This is a genomic window from Pseudomonas sp. Sample_24 (genome assembly GCF_004307605.1).
Lineage (GTDB): Bacteria > Pseudomonadota > Gammaproteobacteria > Pseudomonadales > Pseudomonadaceae > Aquipseudomonas.
The window spans coordinates 20,859-41,560 of record NZ_RCNW01000239.1 but is presented as its reverse complement, the minus strand read 5'-3'; the positions used below and the strand labels follow the sequence as shown (position 1 = coordinate 41,560).

At 58.8% G+C, this 20,702-nt stretch carries 12 protein-coding genes and 1 pseudogene; 11 read left to right on the top strand and 2 right to left on the bottom strand.

Features of this window, described 5'->3' with window-relative positions; genetic code table 11:
• The first annotated feature begins 227 nt into the window (after nucleotides 1-227).
• Nucleotides 228-899 carry a histidine phosphatase family protein gene (locus D8V06_RS13090; protein ID WP_130931084.1) on the top strand — a complete coding sequence of 224 codons (672 nt, stop codon included), beginning with the start codon at nucleotides 228-230 and terminating at the stop codon, nucleotides 897-899.
• Nucleotides 896-1,729, top strand: coding sequence for a phosphatase PAP2 family protein (locus tag D8V06_RS13085; protein WP_130906217.1), 834 nt, complete (start codon nucleotides 896-898; stop codon nucleotides 1,727-1,729). Before D8V06_RS13090 ends, D8V06_RS13085 begins: the two co-directional genes overlap by 4 nt.
• A gap of 100 nt (nucleotides 1,730-1,829) precedes the next feature.
• Here the strand turns inward: D8V06_RS13085 and D8V06_RS13080 are convergent, their stop codons facing one another.
• The gene (locus D8V06_RS13080) at nucleotides 1,830-2,096 is read right to left on the bottom strand and encodes a DUF6124 family protein (protein ID WP_130931083.1); all 267 of its coding nucleotides are present in this window, start codon (nucleotides 2,094-2,096) and stop codon (nucleotides 1,830-1,832) included.
• Between the two features lie 535 nt (nucleotides 2,097-2,631).
• Here D8V06_RS13080 and tssI point away from each other — a divergent pair.
• From tssI to D8V06_RS13050, 6 genes and pseudogenes are all read left to right on the top strand, one after another.
• Nucleotides 2,632-5,118 (top strand): annotated as a pseudogene (gene tssI, locus D8V06_RS13075) (type VI secretion system tip protein TssI/VgrG); the annotation flags it as partial.
• Nucleotides 5,119-5,320: 202 nt separating this feature from the next.
• On the top strand, nucleotides 5,321-7,354 hold the full coding sequence (locus D8V06_RS13070) for a DUF3274 domain-containing protein (protein ID WP_130907454.1): 2,034 nt from the start codon (nucleotides 5,321-5,323) through the stop codon (nucleotides 7,352-7,354).
• Complete coding sequence (locus tag D8V06_RS13065) at nucleotides 7,351-9,030, top strand: DUF2875 family protein (RefSeq protein ID WP_130907453.1); 1,680 nt, start codon at nucleotides 7,351-7,353, stop codon at nucleotides 9,028-9,030. The genes D8V06_RS13070 and D8V06_RS13065 overlap by 4 nt, the downstream gene beginning before the upstream one ends.
• Entirely contained in the window at nucleotides 9,027-9,296 is a 270-nt protein-coding gene (locus tag D8V06_RS13060) for a PAAR domain-containing protein (RefSeq protein ID WP_130931082.1), read from the top strand. The genes D8V06_RS13065 and D8V06_RS13060 overlap by 4 nt, the downstream gene beginning before the upstream one ends.
• A gap of 28 nt (nucleotides 9,297-9,324) precedes the next feature.
• Nucleotides 9,325-10,854, top strand: coding sequence for a DUF2875 family protein (locus tag D8V06_RS13055; RefSeq protein WP_277751297.1), 1,530 nt, complete (start codon nucleotides 9,325-9,327; stop codon nucleotides 10,852-10,854).
• The gene (locus tag D8V06_RS13050) at nucleotides 10,851-11,120 is read left to right on the top strand and encodes a PAAR domain-containing protein (protein ID WP_130931080.1); all 270 of its coding nucleotides are present in this window, start codon (nucleotides 10,851-10,853) and stop codon (nucleotides 11,118-11,120) included. The genes D8V06_RS13055 and D8V06_RS13050 overlap by 4 nt, the downstream gene beginning before the upstream one ends.
• A gap of 194 nt (nucleotides 11,121-11,314) precedes the next feature.
• Here D8V06_RS13050 and D8V06_RS13045 read toward each other — a convergent pair whose 3' ends face one another.
• On the bottom strand, nucleotides 11,315-12,721 hold the full coding sequence (locus D8V06_RS13045; RefSeq protein ID WP_130931079.1) for a DUF2252 domain-containing protein: 1,407 nt from the start codon (nucleotides 12,719-12,721) through the stop codon (nucleotides 11,315-11,317).
• 554 nt (nucleotides 12,722-13,275) lie between these two features.
• Between D8V06_RS13045 and D8V06_RS13035 the strand changes: the two genes are divergently transcribed.
• The 3 genes from D8V06_RS13035 (at nucleotide 13,276) to D8V06_RS13025 (ending at nucleotide 20,700) form a co-directional block, all read left to right on the top strand.
• Nucleotides 13,276-14,208 (top strand): NAD-dependent epimerase/dehydratase family protein, encoded by a 933-nt coding sequence (locus tag D8V06_RS13035; protein ID WP_130931078.1) that lies wholly within the window; start codon nucleotides 13,276-13,278, stop codon nucleotides 14,206-14,208.
• 62 nt (nucleotides 14,209-14,270) lie between these two features.
• Entirely contained in the window at nucleotides 14,271-17,084 is a 2,814-nt protein-coding gene (locus tag D8V06_RS13030; protein ID WP_130931077.1) for a bifunctional glycoside hydrolase 114/ polysaccharide deacetylase family protein, read from the top strand.
• Entirely contained in the window at nucleotides 17,062-20,700 is a 3,639-nt protein-coding gene (locus D8V06_RS13025) for a tetratricopeptide repeat protein (protein ID WP_130931076.1), read from the top strand. The genes D8V06_RS13030 and D8V06_RS13025 overlap by 23 nt, the downstream gene beginning before the upstream one ends.
• Nucleotides 20,701-20,702 lie beyond the last annotated feature (2 nt).

Genomic DNA, 20,702 nt, shown 5'->3' with positions numbered 1-20,702 from the left:
GAACGTAATGTTTCTCGATCGTCGGTTGGCTGGAAGATTGTTGTTTTTGGGGGCCAGCATGCGGTGTAGACGGACTGTATCGGCAGCCATCGCGAGAGCTGAAAGGATTTTGTCGGAGGGATCGTGTAACAAGGTTTTTTTCACATGCGTTTCACCGGCTGCCGACGCCAGTCTCTTTACTTTCGCCGCATTGAATCAAAGGTTGCATGCCGGCGAGGCGGCTTGATGTGGAATTGAGACTGAATCTGTTCGGAATAAACCGCTCGATCGATTTGAGCGGTTTTGCCCGTTATCGCAATGCCGCGGTGGTACTGGCCTCGGCGCTGTTGGTGATCCCCCTTACGGTGTTTCTGTTACGGCCGGCCGCCGTGCCGGACCTGGCTCACGGCAATGTTGCCGGTGCCCGGGCGATGCTGTTGGAGTGGGCCAGGGGTGACCTGATTGTGCTGGTACGCCATGTCGAACGCTGCGATCACTCCCGCGCCGCTTGCCTGATGGGTAACGATGGCATTACCGATCGTTCGCGCAGCGTTGCGCTGGCCGTCGGTGCGCGGTTCGCCCAGTTGGGGCTCGACAGCGCCGACATCTACAACAGCCCGGTACTGCGCACGGCGCAAACGGCTGGGTACATGTTCAACAAGGTCAGCAGCGGTGACGACTGGCTGGTCGACTGCAAGGGTTCCATGTTGCGCGATGCGCTGGCGCACAAAGTCGCGGGGCGCAATCTGATACTGGTGACGCACAGCGAATGCATGGTGCAACTGGAGAAAGACCTCAAACAGCCGAACGCCACCCCGGGTTACGGCGCCTCGCTGTTCATCACTGCGGCAGAACATCAAGCGCCACGCATGCTCGGCCTGATCGATGCTTCGGACTGGCGCTCGGTGACAATCCAATGAATTCACTCTCCCGTTATCGCTTTTATGCGGTCAACTTCGGTATCCCGCTGGCCTGTGCGGTTCTGGTGTTCCTGACGTTCGATCTGACCCGCATCGACATCGCCTTCAGCAATCTTTTCTTTGATCCGGTAACGCAAACATTCCCGTTGGACCATGTGCATCTGTTCGAAAAGATCACGCATAAATGGGCACGGATCATTCCGAACTGGACCGGCGAGATCGCCATCGTGGGCGCCTTGCTGTCGTTCCTCTGGCCGCGCCTGAAGGCGGAAAAACATCCGAAGATCATCGCGTTTCTGGAAAAAATAAAAGTCGCGGCAGTGCTGCGGTTTGCCAGCAAGCATCGACGGGATTTTCTCTACATAGTGTTCGCGTTTTCCATCAGCACCGGTTTGATCCACTACCTCAAGGGCCACACCAGTGTGTATTGCCCCATTGAAACCACCCAGTACGGCGGCAAGATCGAGCACAAGGAGTGGTACGAAAACTTCGATTTGCTGAAGGTCGCCGGTGACGGTCGCTGCTGGCCGGGCGGGCATGCTTCGGGGGGCTTCACCCTGCTGGCGTTGTACTTCGTGGCACGGCGTTATCGCTGGCGTTATTCCAAGGCAATCCTGTACGGCTCGCTGGCGCTGGGATTCGTCTACGGCACCACGCGGGTGCTGCAGGGCTGGCACTACATGTCCCACACGTTCTGGGCCGGGATAGTTGTGTGGCTCGCCTGCCTGCTGACGGCGCTGGCGTTTTATGGGCGGGCGCGACTGGAGATGCCGGTGCTGCAAAAGGTCGAAGAACCGAGAGTGGTGGCTGAGTCTCAGCCTGTTGGTTGAGACGGTTCGCACAGCTCCAATGTGGGAGCGACGTTGCTCCCACATTGGATTGATGCCGTTCGCAGCTTTTGTGCACGAACAATTATGCGGTGGCGGAGATTTATACCTGCGGATCAACGTTATCCAGCGCCCGGTTTACCGCCAGTTCCGCCAGCATGATGATCTGCGCGATGGCCAATGCGGTGTTGCGCTGTGGGCCGGTCAGGAAGGTGGCGAAATCATTGGTCATGACACTGGCTGAGGCCAATGACTCACAGGCGTGGACGAGGAGGTTTTCGGTGCTGATGTCCGGAAGGACTGTGAAGAAAGGGCTTGGGCTGTAGGGCTTTTCGGTTTCGAAGGGCGGATCGGGGATTAGCTTGTCCATAGACATACCTCTTGCTGAGGCCACCACTTTCCGTTTCTCACGCGGCGAAGAGGTGGCAGCTATGTACGGGGTGAGAAAACCGGTATGGACACCCGGCCAGACCGAAGTCTGCCCGCACACAGCCGCCATAACGCATTCACGGCCAGCAGATTAGCTGGCGGCGATTATGCGATTACTGACACTGGATGACCATAAGTTGCCGGGGTTCTCACACCCGATCACTGACTTTTTCAGCGACAACAAAAGACTAGAGCGCCCACTTCCGACCGCCAACCTGAAAAACCTGTGGGATTTTTCAGCTCATTCTGAGCGTCTGTAGGACGCGTCACCCGAGGCGTGATCCTGCCATCGTCCCTCAATGTTCAGATACGCCTTGGCATAGCCTTCGCGTTCACATCCGTCGTTCAGAATTCGTAAAAAAGGAAGCGTCTTACATACAAACTATTTCGAAAGCCTCTTAATTCCCGTGTTTGGGGTTCGCCAGTAGCAGGAGCGCTACGGTTGGCGAACACCGGTTGTTCAGGACGCAGGAAGTTTGTTAATGGAACTGACAAAAATATTCTCGCCACAGAACCGGCGTCTCATCAGGTTCACATCCCCGGTGGCGGGCCAGCAAGAACTGCTGCTCGAAAGCTTTTCCGGTACTGAGAGTTTGTCGACGTTATTCAGTTTCGAGTTGTCGCTGCTCAGTCAGGATGCCCGCCTGGAACTCAAGTCATTGATCGGGCAACCCGCACTGCTCGACATTGAATTGGCGACTGGCGAGGCGCGCTACATTCACGGCTACATCAGTCGGTTCAGCCTGCAGAAAAGCGATGGTGGTTTGGCTTGTTATTCAGCCACCTTGAGCCCCTGGCTGTGGATGCTGTCCCGACGCGTCGACTCGCGGATCTTTCAAGAGCAGAGCATCGAAGACATCCTGCGCACGGTGTTCGCCCACTATGGCGTGCTGCCCAGGTTTGAGTTCCGTCTGGAACAGCCGCTCAAGTCCCACAGCTACATCACCCAATACCGCGAGAGCGATCTGGATTTCGTCTTGCGCCTGCTGGAACGTGAAGGGCTGTTCTTCTACTTCGCTCACACGAAGGAAGAACACTGCCTGATCATCACCGACCACTCCCGCAACCTTGAGCCGTTGATACAACAACCGCGGATCCGCTACCACAGCGCGGCGGTCACCGAGACCGCCGACTCGATCACCCGATGGAGCAGCCAGCGGGTTTTGCAGTCCGGCCAGATGGCCATCCAGACCTTCGACTACCGGCAACCGCGCAATCCGCTGCCGGTCAGCATGCCCAGCCTCAACGTCCAGGGCGATGTGCCTGCCTACGAGATCTACGACTTTCCCGGTCATTACAGCCACGGTATGCCCGCAGAGGGCGAAGCGCTGGTGCGTCATCGACTCGAAGCCATGGAAGTGCAAGGCAAGACGTTTGAGGGCGCCAGCAACTGTCGCGCCCTGCTGCCGGGTTACACCTTCGAACTGACCCAGCACTTCGATCACGATGCTGATCCTGTGGATGATCGTCAGTTCCTCCTGATCAAGGTGGAGCACCAAGGCCGCAACAACTACCTATCCGATCAACCGGCGAACTACGACAACCGTTTCGTCTGCATCCGCCACAAGATTGCCTTTCGCCCACCGATCATTACCCCGCGACCGACGATTTCCGGGCCGCTCACTGCCATTGTCGTGGGTCCGAAAGGTGAGGAGGTTTTCACCGACGAGCTGGCGCGTGTGCAGGTTCGCTTTCATTGGCAGCGTCGACAGGATGCCGCACAAGGCACCACCTGGCTAAGGGTTGCCATGCCCAGTGGCGGCGCCGGCTTCGGCCACCAGTTTTTGCCGCGCATCGGTCAGGAAGTGCTGGTGACGTTCCTCGGCGGCGACATCGACCGGCCGCTGGTGACGTCGGTGCTCTACAACGCCGACCATTTTCCGCCGCACTTCAGTAACGCCACGGGGTTGCCGGGCAATCGAACCTTATCCGGGATCCAGACCCGGGAACACCAGGGCAAGGGCTTCAACGAATTGCTCTTCGACGATACACCCGGCGCGCTGCGCGCCCGACTGGGCACGACCCATCAGGCCACCGCGCTGAACCTGGGCAAGCTCGTCACCCCGCGCACCGATGGCAAGGCCCAGCCACGCGGCCAGGGCGCCGAACTGCGCAGCGATGCCGCGATTGCCCTGCGGGCGGCCCAAGGGCTGTTGTTGACCACCTACGCTCGCCACGATGCGCAGGGCTCACAACTGGACCGCGAAGAACTGCTCAAGCTGTTGGCCGAGTGCGGCGAACTGTTCCAGGCCCTCGGCCAGACCGCCGCTGCCCGTGGCAGCCCGAAGATCGACACCCAGGGCATCGAGGCGTTGCGCCAGTCGTTGAGTCAATGGCCTGAACCGACCAGCAACAGTCCGGGCGAACCGGTGGTCGCGATAGCGGCTGAAGCCGGCATTGCCAGTGCCACGCCGCGTTCGCAGGTGCACTACGCCGGTGAAAACCACGACACCACCGCCCAGGACCATTTGCAGCTGAGCAGCGGCGCGGCCATGCGCCTGCAAGCCGGCAAAGGCATCAGCGCCTTCGCCCAGGACGAGGGCATCAGCGCCATCGCCAATCGCGGCAAGGTGTTGGTGCAGGCCCAGGACGACGACATGGTGCTCAACGCACAAAAGAACCTGCACCTGTCGGCGGTCGAAGGCGAATTGCTCATCACCGCCCCCACCATCCGCCTGGTGGCCGATGACGGCAGCTACATCAGGATCGGTGGCGGGGTGGAGATCGGTACGCAGGGCAAGGCGATTGTGCATGCCGGCGAGCATGACTGGGTGGGGCCGAAAACCGACAGTGCTGCCCTTCCAGTTTTCGGTCGGGACGGTGCGGACCAACGGCATCGACTGCACTACGAAGATGATCCAGGCGCCATCGTTCAAGGCCAACCCTACAAAATCGCCCTGGAGGACGGCAGCCTGGTGCAAGGCATCACAGGTGCCGAGGGTTTAACCGAGTTGCTCCAGCGAACAGAGATGCTACTCGCCAATCTCGAGGTTTTTCGCCATTCATCCCAACAGGCAGCGAACCCGGGCCCGAACAGTATCGGGGCCGACTCAGCAGGCCCTTCTGACCTCAGCGTCGGATCAGACAACCGTACCGACGGAAGCTAAGCAAAGTGTCGACCCAGTGATCGACACAGAAACATGATTTCAAAAGGATATCGAAAGCATGAGCCATACGGACAACACAGTGATCGCCACCGGCACGAGTCGTTTGCTGCCCAATAGATCGACGGATCGCAACATTGCGGTGCCGCGAGACCTGCCTGGCGTGGTGATTTTCCTGCACGGCGTGAATGACCCCGGGGCATCCTACGAGTCGGTGGAAATCGGGTTGTGCCAAGGGGTTAACGAGCGGCTGGATCGGCAGGATCTGAAGGCGGGGCGGTATGGGGCCAAGTACAACGAGGCTAACAGTACGCCCAGGAAGGAGTGGAAGGACAACGAGGGGCAAATACTCGACGATCCGGATACTTATCTTTACCAGCGCGATACAGAGGCCCCCAAGACCCGCAGCCTGTTGATTCCGTTTTATTGGGGCTACCGGGCCGAATCCGGCGAAATCAAACGCGATAAAAATGGCGATCCGGCCCGCTTGCGCGATCAATTCCTGGACCGATTCGACAATCGTCTGGATCGTCACTTCGCCAAAGGCGGCGGATTTTTCGCCAACGCCACCAACAATTTGCTGGAAATGTACGAAGAAGGGTTCGGCAAATGGCTGCGCCATTGGGTTCAACCGACCATGCCTAACTCCCTGTACATGGGCAAAGCGCCGCATCGAAGGTATTTCGTGCTGGCCGCGACCCGGCTGGCGATGCTGGTCAGCGAGATTCGCCGCGTCTCACCCGATGAAACCATCACCATCATGGGGCACAGCCAGGGCACGCTGATCACCTTGCTCGCCCAGGCCATGCTGGTGGATCGCGGTGAACGCTGTGCCGACTGCGCAATCATGGTGGCCTCGCCCTACTCGGTACTGCCGAGTGCGACCCCGAAAAATTCGCAGACCCTGCAAACTCTGTTCGACATCGTGCAACACACCACTCAATTTCCCCATACGCAACCGCCCCTCAGCGCCGTGCGCTATGGCGTACCGGGTTATGGCGGTCGCACGGGGCCGCGCTGGTCACCCGAACAAGGCGAGCGTCTGGGCGCAGACGGGAACACCCTGGTGTTTCCCGAGCGCGACAACCGCGGCAAGGTTTATCTGTATTTTTGCCCGGACGACACCACCGTAGCACTGGATGATGTGCAAGGCATCGGCACGTACGGCGTGCCGGACGCGTTGCCCGATGGCCAACCGGCCATGACCGCGCTGCAATCCATGCGCTTCTATCAACGCCTGTGGACCAGGCGCCTGCGTGATGGTGAGCCGGTACTGGTGGGCAAGCCGCCGCAGGCGGACTTCACCCGTGTCGAAGGCGAACCGCGCTATCCCGGTGGCGGCTCGGTCGCAGCGCTAGCCTCGCAAACCGGAATCCGCAAAGGCCAGCAACGCACCATCAACGCCGAACAACTGCATCCACCCCATGCACCGCAGATGTTTGGCGGCGAAGCCGTGACGGGGTCTAGCCATCAGGCCGGAAAGGATCGACCGGATGCGGTGTCGCAAAACGCGGCATTGGGCAACCCCGGTGCCACTTTCAAATGGATTTATGTGACCAACAGTGACCAGCGACTCGACCTGGACGATGGGCTTGTTCGCTGGAATCACGGCAAAGAGCCCGACGACCAGACCCGGGCCCTGCGCCAGACGCCGGTGTCCGGCAACCCGATGCTCAATCGTAAGGACCACTACCGCATCTACCGTGAGGAAACCCCGAACGAAATCCGTGCACGCATGCAGGTTGACCAGAAGGAATGGACTGACAACAGCTATCACTCGGCGGTATTGCGCAGCCCGGAGAACCATCGCTGGGTGACGGCGATGGACATTGCGATTGGGCAGGCCAGGTGCCTGGATGATCCGGTGATGCGTGAGGTGTTGGTGGCGATTGCGGATTGGAAGATGGAAAAAAAGCGGTTCTTTGATGAGGTGGTGCAGATGGAAGGTTGGTCGCGACTGAGCGCTGAGGCTCAAGCATTGGTGGAGGCCAGCTATCTGTATTACGACAAGGGCAAGTTTCCCTCAAATGAGCTGGTTTCGCTGACACCGCCGCAACTGGTGATGGCTTCATTGGGAAAAGGAGTACACCCATGAGGGATCGCTGGCAGGGCAAATCACAGCGACCGCGCTTGAAGGGTTATCTCTGGACGGCCGGGATATTGATAGCGACTTGGCTTGGTTTCTTGCTGTTCATCATCTACACAGCTCAGGCTGAAAACAGGGAGTTAGGGGACGTGAGCGCCGCGATGCTTAAGGGAATAGCGAGTATTTTTGGCACGCTGATATTGATCTTCAGCTTCCACTGGCTCGGCAAGGCCGAAGCCTACCAAGACGCAGAGCTTGAAACCTACAAATCAAAAGTCATGGCTGAAAGTGCCGAGCGCATGGCTACCCAGGAGCGTACTTATGCGTTGGAAATACGGGGAGTTGGACTCGCAGTCGACAATTGGCATCAATCTTCAATTTGGCGAGAAATCAAAAAGACCAATAACAATTTCACTTCGATCTATTCACGAGACCCCAAGGATTACGATGCCTCTGTTAACTCTCGGAGAATCACGGCGAGAATCAATACCCGTGTCGCTTTTACGCATGCGGCCAGCGATTCGGTAGCTTATTGGCCGATTCCCGTGTTTGCAATCGCACCGCCCAAGCAGCCGGAACACGTGGGGGCCGCCGCAAATATTTCAGATGGACGCAATGTCGCCACCTTGGGCGTGACGCTGTTTCTCTGGCAAGACGCGGACAATGCCTCGCATGCCCAAAGCATGATCGAGCGCCTATACAAGTTCTTCGACGACAATCCACAGGTACCGCAAGCATTGATCGTGAGCGAGGATGGTGATGTGACCCGAAGTGGTCTTCGCGTGGCCGGCACACCAGGTCTGCAAAATATCCATGCCGTGCCAGCGGTGTACGAAAGTATGACCGGCCTGCTGCTCACCCGTTCAGATCCGGTAGACCGCTACATCCGTCCCTTTGCCACCCAAGACTCGGAAGACAACCAGAACACAAGCACCGACATGGGCAAGCTGTGGGCGTTCTACTGGAGTCGAGATGATGCATTTCTTGATTGGTATAAAGAAAGTGAGCGTGCAAAAGGCACTACAGGTCATATTCGTCCTATTACCACCATGTCCTCCACCTACTGGCAATCCCAACTCCCCACCCTCTGGCAAACCCTGAGCAACCGAGGCCCCGGCCATTTCGAACCTTCCCCATGGCTACCGGTGCGCTGGGCCGAGCATCAGGTCAAGGAGTTCGATAAAGCCCCGGTGTTGGGCTACCTGCACCGCCCGATCAAAGTCCCGATGCGTGACGAAAACGGCAAACCGCTCAAACCCGCACTACAGGCCAAAGCCCTGCAAGCTGGTTGGCTGAAGGCAGTGGAAACCCTGCCCAAAGGTGAAAAACCGGCACGAGTGTTTTACGACAGCACCGACAACACCCCTGGCGAGATCGCCCTGACCATCGCGTTGCATGGCCTCAATGTCGATGGAGCCGGTCTCGAATTGGGCAATGTCGACGAGGGCTACGACATCGGTCGGCGCCTGGGCAACACCGGCGTCAGCAGCGCCCTGGTCGAAATCAACCTGGCCACGATTGCCAGTTATCAGGAAGGCGGCGTCAGCGCGGTGGTGTACACCGGCGAGGACGGCAGCGTCACCGTGCAAATGGTCCGCCCGCCGGACGAAGCCCGCAAAGCGAAAAACCAGCAAACCCACGGGGCTGACCCGTTCAGGTTTCGTATGCCGGGAGACAAACCATGAGCCATCCCATCTGCCTGGGTGATGCCACCAGCAGCGGTGGCACAGTGATTTCCTGCCAGCTTGAAGGCACGCATACCCTCAATGGAAAAACTCCGGCGGTATTGGGCGATAAGGCCAAGTGTCCGCTGCATCTGGGCGAGTTTGCCTTCGTCGAGGGGCATCCGCGTCGGCGTATGAACGGCATTCCGGTCGTATTGCAGGGGCATCTGCTGGCCTGCGGTTGTCATGCCTTGGCAAGCATTGCTTTGAACGTACGAGTTATCTGACGTGGAACTTCGTGACATCAACCCGGTAATGCGCTGGGGTATCGCTGCCATTTTAGGCCCCTTGCTGCTGATTTTCAGCGTTCATTGGTGGGGCAAGGCCGTGGCCAGTGAACGGGCGGGGCTGGCCGCCTACAAAGCCGACGTCATGAAACAAATCGCCGAGCGGCAGGCCACCCAAGCGCGGACTCATGCGTTGGAAATACGAGGCGTGGGGCTTGCGATTCATCAGGATCATCAGTCTGAAATCTGGCAATTCATCAAAAAGAAAAACGACAACTTTGCTTCGATTTATTCTCGAGACCCCAAGGACTATAAGGCGTCACTAAGATCCAGAGAAAACTCCAGAGATATCAAAATCCGAGTTTCATTCAAACATTCGGCGGGCGAGTCGGTGGCGTATTGGCCGATTCCTGTATTTTCCATCGCGCCGCCCAAGCAACCTTCAGATACCGGGGCCGCAAGCAATATTCTCAGCGGGCGCAATGCCGCCACGCTTGGTGTCACGCTGTTTTTGTGGCAGGACGCGGAGAATACGACCCATGCCCAGGGCATGATCGAGCGCTTGTTCCAGTTCTTTGATGACAACCCCCAAGTGCCCCTGGCCTTGATCGTGAGCGAAGACGGCGATGTCACGCGAAACGGCTTGCGCGTACCAGGCACTCCGGGATTGCAGAATGGTCATGTCGTCCCCACCGTCTACGAAAGCATGGCCGGGCTGTTGGTCACCCGCTCAGATCGGGTGGATCGATATATCCGTCGTTATGCCACCCATGAGCGTGAGGACAACCAGAACAAAGACACAGATTTGGGCAAGCTGTGGGCGTTTTACTGGAAGCAATCCCGAGAGTTTTTAGATGTGTACGAAGAGGCGGAGCGTGCCAAAGGCGCTCAAGATCCCTTAGCCCCCGGCACCATGTCCACCGCCTACTGGCAATCCCAACTTCCCACCCTCTGGCAAACCATCAGCAACCGCGGGCCGGGAGAATTCCAACCCTCGCCCTGGCTACCCATCCGCTGGGCCCAGCATCAGGTCAAAGAATTCGACGCCGCGCCGGTGCTGGGTTATCTGCACCGACCAATCAAGGTTTCGATGCAGGATGAACACGGCCAGCGGCTCAAACCGGCGTTGCAGGCCAAAGCCCTGCAGGCAGGCTGGCTGCAAGCTTTGGATACGTTGCCTGAAGGGAAGAAACCGGTCCGGGTGTTCTACGACACCACCGACAATCGGGACGCTGAAATTGCCCTGACCATTGCCTTGCATGGCCTGAATACCGACGGCCACGGTATCGAGTTGGGCAATGTCGACGAGGGTTACGACATCGGTCGGCGCCTGGGCAATACCGGGGTCAGTGGCGCGCTGGTGCAAATCAACCTGGCGACCATTGCCAGCTACCTGGATGGCGGCGCCAGCGCAGTGGTCTACGCCGGGCAGGACGGCAGCCTGACCGTGCAAATGATCCGCCCGCCGGACGAAGCGCGCAAAGAAAAGAACCGCGAAAACCGAGGTGCCGACCCGTTCAAGTTCGGCGCCCCTAACGGCGGCGTATCCAGAACATGAGCCATCCCATCTGCCTGGGCGACGCCACCAGCAGCGGCGGCACCGTGATTTCCTGCCAGCTTGAAGGCACGCATACCCTCAATGGAAAAACTCCGGCGGTATTGGGCGATAAGGCCAAGTGTCCGCTGCATCTGGGCGAGTTTGCCTTCGTCGAGGGGCATCCGCGTCGGCGTATGAACGGCATTCCGGTCGTATTGCAGGGGCATCTGCTGGCCTGCGGTTGTCATGGCGTTGCGAGTAATGCTCGGCATGTGCGGGTAGGTTAGGTCGTAACCACTGTGACGCATCAGGATGGTCAGGTGCTGCCAGCTTCATTTGATCAAACAAAAAAAAGCCCGCGGGAGGGCGGGCAAACCGTAGTTTCTTGAATGAGCGAGGCAAATGTACAGGTTGTGGCTTCGAGGCGGGGTGAAGAAAAGTTCATCTGGAGGAACGCCACGGGCCAGACATCTCTGGACGGTCAGGGCAAATGATCCGCCGCAAAATCGGCTTCCGATCGCGCATGCAAACGACCCTTGCGACAGGCCTGCTGGAAAACCTCGAAGTCGCGCTCGTTCTGTTCGGTATAGCCTTGGGCATATTTGTAAAGCGCATCGGCCAGCGCCTCGCCCTTGCCGATGTAGCCGCTGATCTGCGCGGCGTATCCGGACGATTTGGCATGGGCGCGGGCCAGGGCGCGACCGCAAAGTCGACCGTAGGCTGCGAAAGCCTCTGCATCAAATGTTTCGAGTTCGGCCGAAACCTTCATGTCGCGTAACTGACGCACGTAAAAGTGACGACCGCTGGGGCCGGTGGTCCAGCCAAGGAACAGATCGCTGGCCGATTGCATCAAGCGCTGACCGTCGACCACGCGCTGCCCCTCATGGCGGACCCGCGACTTGGCTTTCACGTAATCGGCGAGTACGGAACGGCGTGCTTCCTTGAATTGCAGGAACAGCGGGAATTGCTGTTCGTCGGTCAACAGCGCCACCATGCAACGGGTGCCGACACTGCCGACACCCACCACTTTGAACGTCATGTCTTGAGCGGTGAAGCGTGACAACAATTCACGACGGTCGGCTTGCAGCGTGCCGCGGTAGTCGCGCATGAACGTGTCGAACAACGGTCGCCAGTCAGACAGTCGCAACCAGTCATCGTCGGCATCCAGCAACGTGGTGTTGTTGTGCAGGTGAAAGATTTCCGGCAAATCATCGCGAATGATCAGGCGACCGTGGTTATCGCGCTCGCTGATTTTCGGCAGCAGTTCGGCATGGGTACGATGTTCGGCTTTGTCGATGGCACGTTGCACGTGTTCCAGAGTGTTTTTGCTCGCCTGTTCACGCAAATCGCCGTAGGTGATGGCCTCGTACCAGGTCTCCAGGGTGCTTTGTTCGGCGCACTCGAGCATGGTCTCCTGATAGGCCCCCAGCAGCTCATGACAGATCGAATCTTCGACCGATTTGCCGTGGCGCAAGTCGCGGGCGGCCACCACAAAACTTGTGGCCAGACGCTTTACATCCCACTCCCATGGCCCTGGATGAACTTCATCAAAGTCATTGACGCTGAACAGCAGGTTGCGTTCGGGTGTGGCGAAACCACCGAAGTTCATCAGGTGACTATCACCACAGATCGGCGCGACCAATCCCATATCAGGCGTGTCTGCCAGATCATGCGCCTGCAACAGCGCGTTGCCACGGTAAAAGGTGAACGGCGACTCCAGCATGCGCCCGTAACGCAACTCGACCAGCGACTTGATCCGCCCCTCACTCGATGCCTTGATCAGCGGAATCGGATCGCGCTTGGCTTTGCCCGACGTCGCGTGGGCACTACGGGGGCATTTCTTGCGCGCATCTCTGCCTTGTTTGAAGCGGTCTTTGAGGAGGCTCATGTGGGCTCGTTCGGCGGGGGAGAGTGGCTTTGCCGATTGAGTGTAGAAGGGCTTTTCGCAAAATAATCATTCTGCGCTTTAGGCGCCTGTATTTTTGTTGAGTTTGCACAAAACTGCGAAATCGAAAAGCCGAAGGAGCGCATTCAGAAAATGCTCGCCGCTGTTGAGGTGGTGATTGCGCGTTATCCCCAGTATCGAGAGCAGGCAACACATGTCGTCGGTGCCATTGAACAGGCTGCGGCACCGTTTGCTGTGACGTTTGGCTGATTCGCGCGAGCGGGTGGGTATGTTTGTCCGAATGGATCCGATTTGCGTCGTCAATAAAATGACGGAATCGCGCTTTTATTTGCCGTACGGCGGCAAAGTAGACAAGCTATTGACAGTGTCCGTGGGATCTCCCATTATCTGCCGCGTTTTGATGGCCTTGCGCCATAAAAATGTCGGTGGTGACTGGGCAGTTCCCCATGGTTCGCAACCGCAGTACGATACAAATGCCTACACCGTCAGCGGGCTTCAAAAAGGAGCGTCCGCTTGAATCTTCAGGAAGAAATTTCATGTTCGTTGAGCGCGTACTGGTTACTGGCGGAGCGGGATTCATTGGATCGCACCTTGTAGAAGCGTTGCTGGCCAAGGGTTACAAGGTTCGAGTGCTGGATAACTTGTCGACCGGCAAAGTCAGTAACCTGCCGATGGACAATGCCAACCTGAACCTGGTGGTTGGCGATGTCGCAGACAGTGCCGCAGTGGCCCAAGCGATGCGCGATTGCAGTGCCGTCGTTCATTTGGCGGCGGTGGCTTCGGTGCAAGCGTCGGTGGATGATCCGGTCGGTACACACCAAAGCAATTTCGTCGGCACGCTCAACGTTTGTGAAAGCATGTTGAAGGCCGGTATCAAGCGCGTCGTGTTCGCCTCCAGTGCTGCCATTTACGGCAACAACGGCGAAGGTTCGGCGATCGACGAAGACACGCCAAAATCGCCACTCACACCCTATGCCAGCGACAAGTTGTCCAGTGAGCATTACCTGGACTTCTATCGCCGTGAACACGGCCTGGAGCCGGTGATCCTGCGCTTCTTCAACATCTTTGGCCCGCGCCAGGATCCGTCCTCGCCGTACTCCGGTGTGATCAGCATTTTCACCGAGCGGGCGTTGAAGCAACTGCCGGTGTCGATTTTCGGTGACGGTGAGCAGACCCGCGACTTCGTCTATGTCCTGGACCTGGTGAGCATCCTGCTGCAAGCCGTGGAGACCAATGAGCCGCGTCCTGGAGCGGTGAACATTGGCCTCAGCCGTTCCACCAGCCTCAATGATTTGATCGCTGAACTGGGGGTTGCCACCGGCAATCCTTTGACGGTAAACAAACAGGCGTCACGTCAAGGCGACATTCGCCATTCGCGCGCCAATAATGCTCGCCTGCTCGAGCGCTTTGATCTTCCGGAACCGACTTCCATCGGCAACGGTCTAGCGCAACTCATCCGCAGTTTGTAACTCGGTCGGCTTAAGCTGCCCGAAGTTCAAGCAGTACTGATCCGTCATTTCAAGAGTGAGTTATGGAAATCGTTTTTCGCAGGACGCGTGTCCGCTCGGTCGCCAAGCGACTGTTAGCCGCTCTGGCGCTGTGTGTGAGTGGCCCCGCCGTGCAAGCCGCGGTATTGACGCCTCCCTCAAGCGTGACTTTCTGGTATGCCGACGAGCCGCCGATCTCTGAGCTGGCGCAGTTTGACTGGGCTGTCGTCGAACCCGGGCACATGACGGCGAACGATGTCAAAACGTTGCGCAAGCTGGGCAGCGAACCGTTTGCCTATATGTCTGTGGGCGAGTTCGACGGTTCAAAAGCGGATATCTCCAAGGCCGGCCTGGACAAGGCTGTCTCTCCGGTGCGAAACGACTCGTGGAACAGCCAGGTCATGGACCTCACGGCACCGGCCTGGCGCGAACACTTGCTCGGCCGTGCCAGGCAGCTGCAAGCCCAGGGCTATGGTGGACTTTTTCTCGATACCCTCGACAGTTTCACTCTGCTGCCAGAGGCATCTCGTGAAGCCCAGCGTGCCGGTCTTGCCAGTTTTCTGCGGGAACTGCACAAGCAGCAGCCAAAGCTGAAGCTGTTTTTCAATCGTGGCTTTGAAGTGCTGCCGGAGCTTGACGGCGTGGCTGCAGCGGTAGCTTTCGAGTCGCTCTACGCTGGTTGGGACGCAGCCGCCAAACGATACCGTCCAGTGCCGGAGGCGGACCGCCAATGGCTGCTGGGCCAGCTGCAACCGTTGCGTGCCAAAGGGATTCCACTGGTGGCGATCGACTATTTGCCACCGGAACGACGCGAAGAGGCCCGCAAGCTGGCCAAGCGTTTGCGCGATGAAGGTTTCATTCCTTTCATCAGCACCCCGGAACTGAATTCGATGGGCATCAGCAACATCGAAGTGCAGCCGCGGCGTGTCGCGTTGGTTTACGACCCGCGCGAAGGTGACCTGGCCAACAACGCCGGTCACACCTATCTGGGCGGGCTGCTCGAATACCTGGGTTATCGCGTTGACTACCTGCCTGCCAGCAGCTCCATGCCGGATTATCGCTTCAGTGGCTTGTATGCCGGGGTGATTACATGGATGACCAGCGGTTCGCCGCAAGATGCTCCGGCATTCAACCGTTTCATCAGCGCACGTCTGGACGAGCAGGTACCGGTGGTTTTTTTCTCCGGCCTGCCGGTTGAAGACCAGGTTCTGCTCAAGCGCATGGGCCTGAAGCGAGAAGCCCCGCCGGGTACCCAAGCACTGACAGTGACTCATCAAGACAAGGCGCTGCTCGGCGCTTTTGAAGCACCGGTGCAGCCCCGATCCCGTGACCTGACGGCGGTCTCGGTATTGCCCAAGGGGCCGACACCGGCACTTTCGCTGAGCAATGCTGCAGGGCAAACCTTCGACCCGGTCGTCATTGGCGATTGGGGCGGTCTGGCGTTGGCACCTTACATTCTTGAGGTGAACAACGAGCGCAGTCGCTGGATTCTCGACCCCTTCGCTTTCCTCAAGGCAAGCCTGCGTCTGCCTGAGCAACCACGGCCGGACACCACCACAGAAAACGGCCGTCGAATCGCCACCGTACACATCGACGGCGATGGCTTTCCCTCCCGCGCCGAAGTGCGTGGCACGCCATATGCCGGCCGTCACACGCTGGATGACTACATCAAGCCCAACCCGTTCCTGACGTCGGTGTCGATCGTCGAGGGTGAAATTTCGCCACGTGGCATGTTCCCGCACCTGGCACGCGAACTGGAGCCCATCGCCCGCGAGATCTTCGCCAATCCGAAAGTCGAAGTGGCCACCCACACCTTCAGCCATCCGTTTTTCATGCAGCCGGAAAAGGCCACTAAACGTGAGAATTTCAAACCGGAATATGGTTTGAACATGGCTATTGCGGGCTACGACAAAATTGATTTTTATCGCGAGGTTGTCGGTTCCCGCGACTACATCAACCAGCAGCTCACCACTCCGGAAAAACCGGTGAAAATGGTGTTCTGGCCAGGTGACGCCTTGCCTTCGGCAGCGACGCTGAAGATTGCCTACGATGCCGGTCTGAAAAACGTCAACGGCGCGGAAACGATGATGACCAAGGCCGATCCGTCGCTGACCGGGTTGAACCCGCTACTGCGCCCTACCGAGGGCGGTTTGCAGTACTACGCGCCGATCATCAACGAGAACCTCTACACCAACCTGTGGAAAGGTCCGTATTACGGTTTCCGCGAAGTGATCGACACCTTCGAGCTGACCGACAGCCCGCGCCGCCTGCGTGGCCTGCACCTTTACTACCACTTTTATTCAAGCACCAAGCAGGCTTCGATCAAGGCCATGCACGAGATCTACGGCTACATGCGCGACCAACAGCCGATGTCGCTGTGGATGAGCGACTACATCGATCGATTGCACGGCTTGTATCAGGCCAGCCTGGCGCGGACCGCCGATGGCAACTGGCAGATTCGCGGCATGGATGCATTGCGCACCGTGCGCCTGGACCCGCAAATGGGCTGGCCGGATTTGCTGCGATCGCAAGGCATTGCCGGTGTTCGAGACATACCGCAAGGGCGCTATGTGGCACTGAGCAGCGACCGGGCACTGCTGGTGCTGCGACCTGATCGGGACAGCCGCCCGGCATTGGAGGAAGCCAATTTGCCTCTGCTGAGTTGGCAGTACCTGGATGATCAACGCGTGAGTTTTTCGTTTGCCGGGCAGTTTGATCTGACCTTCTCGGTACGGTCGGCGAGTGCCTGCCGGGTCGAAGTGGATGGACAGCGTTTTGCAGGCAAGGCATCGGCCGGTCTGTGGACTTTTCAATTACCAATGAAGCAGGTGAGTAATGGTCAGCTCTTCTGCAACTAATTCTTCAGCGAGCAAAAACAGCCGCCTGCTCAACCCGTGGGCGCTGGCGGTGGTGGCGGTTGCCGTGGGCGGTCTGCTGTGGGCGACCTTCCAGCGTGAAGAAGTATTCCAGCCTGACGGCCGCGAACCGGATGCGGTTTCCGCCAACTATGCCGAACTGCTGCTGACCGCTCACCCGGAAGACGATCACCTGCGTCTGCAACTGGTCGACCTGTTGATTCGCCTCGGTGATTACACCAAGGCCCGCCAGCATCTGGAGAATTGGCCCAAGCCGAACCTGCAATTGCAGGCGTATTACCGGCTCGAGCTGGATGCGCTGGAAGCGGCCAAGGACAGTGACCTGATCACCCAGCAGGCCTTGGTCGAGCGTCTGAAAAGCTTCGATCACCGGATGCTGCCATTGCCGCAATTGCAGAACCTGGCCAAGCTCGCACTGACCTTGCAGGCACCGGCGTTTGCCGCCAGTGTCTATGAAGAAATTGCTGCTCGCGACCCGCAGCAGCGCAGCGCGGCGCTCAAGTCCGCTGCGCAATGGTACCTGGCGGGCGAGCAACCGGGGCGCGCCGCAGAAATCTATCTGCAGTTGAGAAAGGATACTGATCAGGCGGGCGAACGTCGTGAGTATGCCCAGTTGGCCTACAACAGCCTGTTGGCTTCCGGTCAGGGCGACCAGGCTGCGCAGGTGCTTGAAGATGAAATCGACTCGCTGATCAACCCGCAAACCGACTCGGCCTGGGTCCAGCAGGGCGTCGATGTGGCCGTCGCCAGCAAGCGCTTCGATCTGGCGCAGCGCTTCCTGCAACAGTGGCGCATCCTGCAACCGGACAACCCGCAGATCCTGCAGAAGGATTTCAGCATGCGTCTGGCCCTCGGCGATTTGCCGGGCGCCTGGGAAAGCGGCCAGCAACTGCTCGAAGAACATCCCGAAGATGTGCAGTTGCTTGAGCAGATGGCCCACCTCGGCGAATGGCAGGGTGAAAACGAAGCGGCGCTCGGTTACTGGATTCGTCTGTTGAAGCTGCGTGAAAGCGCGCAAACCCGTGAGCACGCCTGGCGCCTGGCCAGCCAGCAGTTCGACTTCGACCGCTCGATTCCGTTGCTTGCCGAGATCATGGAGCAGCGTGCGCTGACCGACATCGAACTCGATGCGCTGATCTACGGTCACGAATCGCGGGGTACGCCAAAAGAGGCTGAAGCCTGGCTGCGCACGTATTTGCGCAAGTACCCCAAGCATCGCCTGGCCTGGACGCGCCTGCTGCAAAACCTGGAAAACACCGGGCAATATGCAGCCAAGGCCAACGTTTACAAGGACTACTCGAAACGTTTTGCGCTGACCACCACCGAGCGCGTCGATTGGGTCGATACCTATCTCAAGTTGTTCGATAACACGTCGGCATGGCAAGTGTTGCAAGTCGATAACCGCACCATCACTGATCCGAACTACTGGCGCTCCCGGGCCTCGCTGGCCTGGGACCTGGAACGGGACGATGAATTGCAGGTGTCGCTCGAGAAGCTGTTGACGCTCAAAGGCTCGCTCAACAGCGGCGACGAGAGTCAGTTGATCACCCTTTATCGAACCAGCAATCCACAGCGCGCTCTGCAGTTGATGGTCGCCAGCTGGCAACGCAGCCACGACCAGCAGCGTTTGGTCGAGGCCTTGCAGCAAGCCCAGGAATTGCAGGACTGGCCGCAAGTGGAGTCGCTGCTCAAGGACGCCGAGCAATACCCTGATGCCTATGGCCAGTCTCAAGTGTTGGCAGTACGCGGTGCATTGGCAGTGCAGAAGGGCCAGACCGACGAAGCGCTGCGCCTGTATCAGGAAGGCCTCGCGCGGTTCCCCGACGACAACCTGTTCCGCGAACGCCTGATGTGGCTGTACGTCGATCAGGGCAACACCGCCGCACTCAAGCCTTTGCTGAGCCAATGGAAAGCCCGGGCGTGCGAAGACCGTCTGCTGTGGCTGCCATTCGCCAGCGCCAGTCAGATGCTCGGCCGCGACAGCGAAGCGTTGGCCTGGTATCGCATGTACCTCAAGAGCAGTCCTCAGGACTGGCTGGTGCAAGCGGCCTACGCCGATGCGCTGGACAGTGCCGGCTATAAGGATGCGGCCCAGCGTCTGCGCTTGAAGCTGCTGCGCAGCCCCGAAGGCGAAAATCTGCAGCCGTCGTCTCAACGCTACGGCACCTGGTTGCGTTTGATGGCCAGCAGCTATTCACCGAAAAAGGCCCAGCAGGAAGTCCTGAAATGGAAGGACGGCTCGCCGGCGATGTTGCAACTGTGGTTTGAGCGTTTGCTGGCGCGTCTTGATGCGACCAATCAGGAATCGCAAAAAGACCAATGGCTGGCTTGGGCGCGCAGTCAGGGCCTGAAGGTCGAGCGTTATGAGCAGATTCAGGAAGCTCTGCGCAGCCGCAACAAGGCGCAGGTCGAAACGTTGTTGGCCAGCAGCGACCTCAACCCGGCGCAACGCGCTCAGGCCCTCAGTCGTCTGGGTCGCCTGAATGAAGCCCTCGACACCAGCCTGACGGCGCTCGGTGATGAGCAGCCGGAAGCGGTGCGCGAACAGCTGCGCCGCCAGGCTGTGGAGATCCACGAACGCACGCCGCAAGGTGCGCAGTTGTCGTGGCATGAACAGGACTTCGGCGGCCTGGAGTTCAACGCGCCACGCCTGGAGATTGCGCACAACCTGGGCGATAAGTGGTACGCCGATCTTGAGCTGGAGCAGGGCGACTACAGTGGTGACGAAATCGAATCATCGCGCATCGGCGAGGAGCGTAACGCCGCCCTGACCCTGCAACGTGCGGTGGAGGACGGCAGCTATAAACTGTTCGCCGATACCAGCCAGCGCAGCGATGACGACCGCAACGGCCTGGGCCTGTCCCGGACCTGGCAGCTGGGTGTGAGCGATGAACTGGAAACCGGCGTCGACTGGCATCGCAAGAACGAAGACAGCGGCTTGATGCGCGCCTTCGGCCAACAGGACCGCGTGTATCTGGGTGGCCGCCATAGTTTGACAGCCCGCGATCAGGTCAGTTGGGAAGTCGCGCAGCGGTCGTTTTCCACCCGGGCCGGTGACGATCTGGGCGATGGCCATGCGCTGAAAATGGAGTACAACCACACGCTGGAATTCGCCGGTCCCAACTGGACCGTGCGCAGCGGTGTCGACTACCAGAAGAATCGGGTCAAGGATAAGTCGCTGGATTACCTGTCGACTAACTTTGGTGGCCCGGTCATCAGAGCGGCGCCTGTGCAGACGTTCGACCCTGATACCGGTTTGCCCGACCCGATCAATCCACTGGATATCGAGACCGTCACCGCCAGCGACCTGCTGCAAAGTCGCTATGGCCAACTGTATGTCGGCAGCTCCTGGCGTCGCGGCATACCTGGCGCGCTGGTGCGGACCAGGCCGCAGTACACCTGGCTGGTTGACCTGACGGCAGGCTGGCAATGGACCGATCAAACATTCAACTACGGCATCAATACCGGGATCGGCGTTGAAGTGCTGGGTGACGACGAACTGGCCCTGACCTTCGGCTACCAATCCGCGCCACAAGGCGGGGACGGCAAGGCCGGCGGAACACTGGGCGTGAGCTACGGCGTGCGTTTCGGACGCTGATC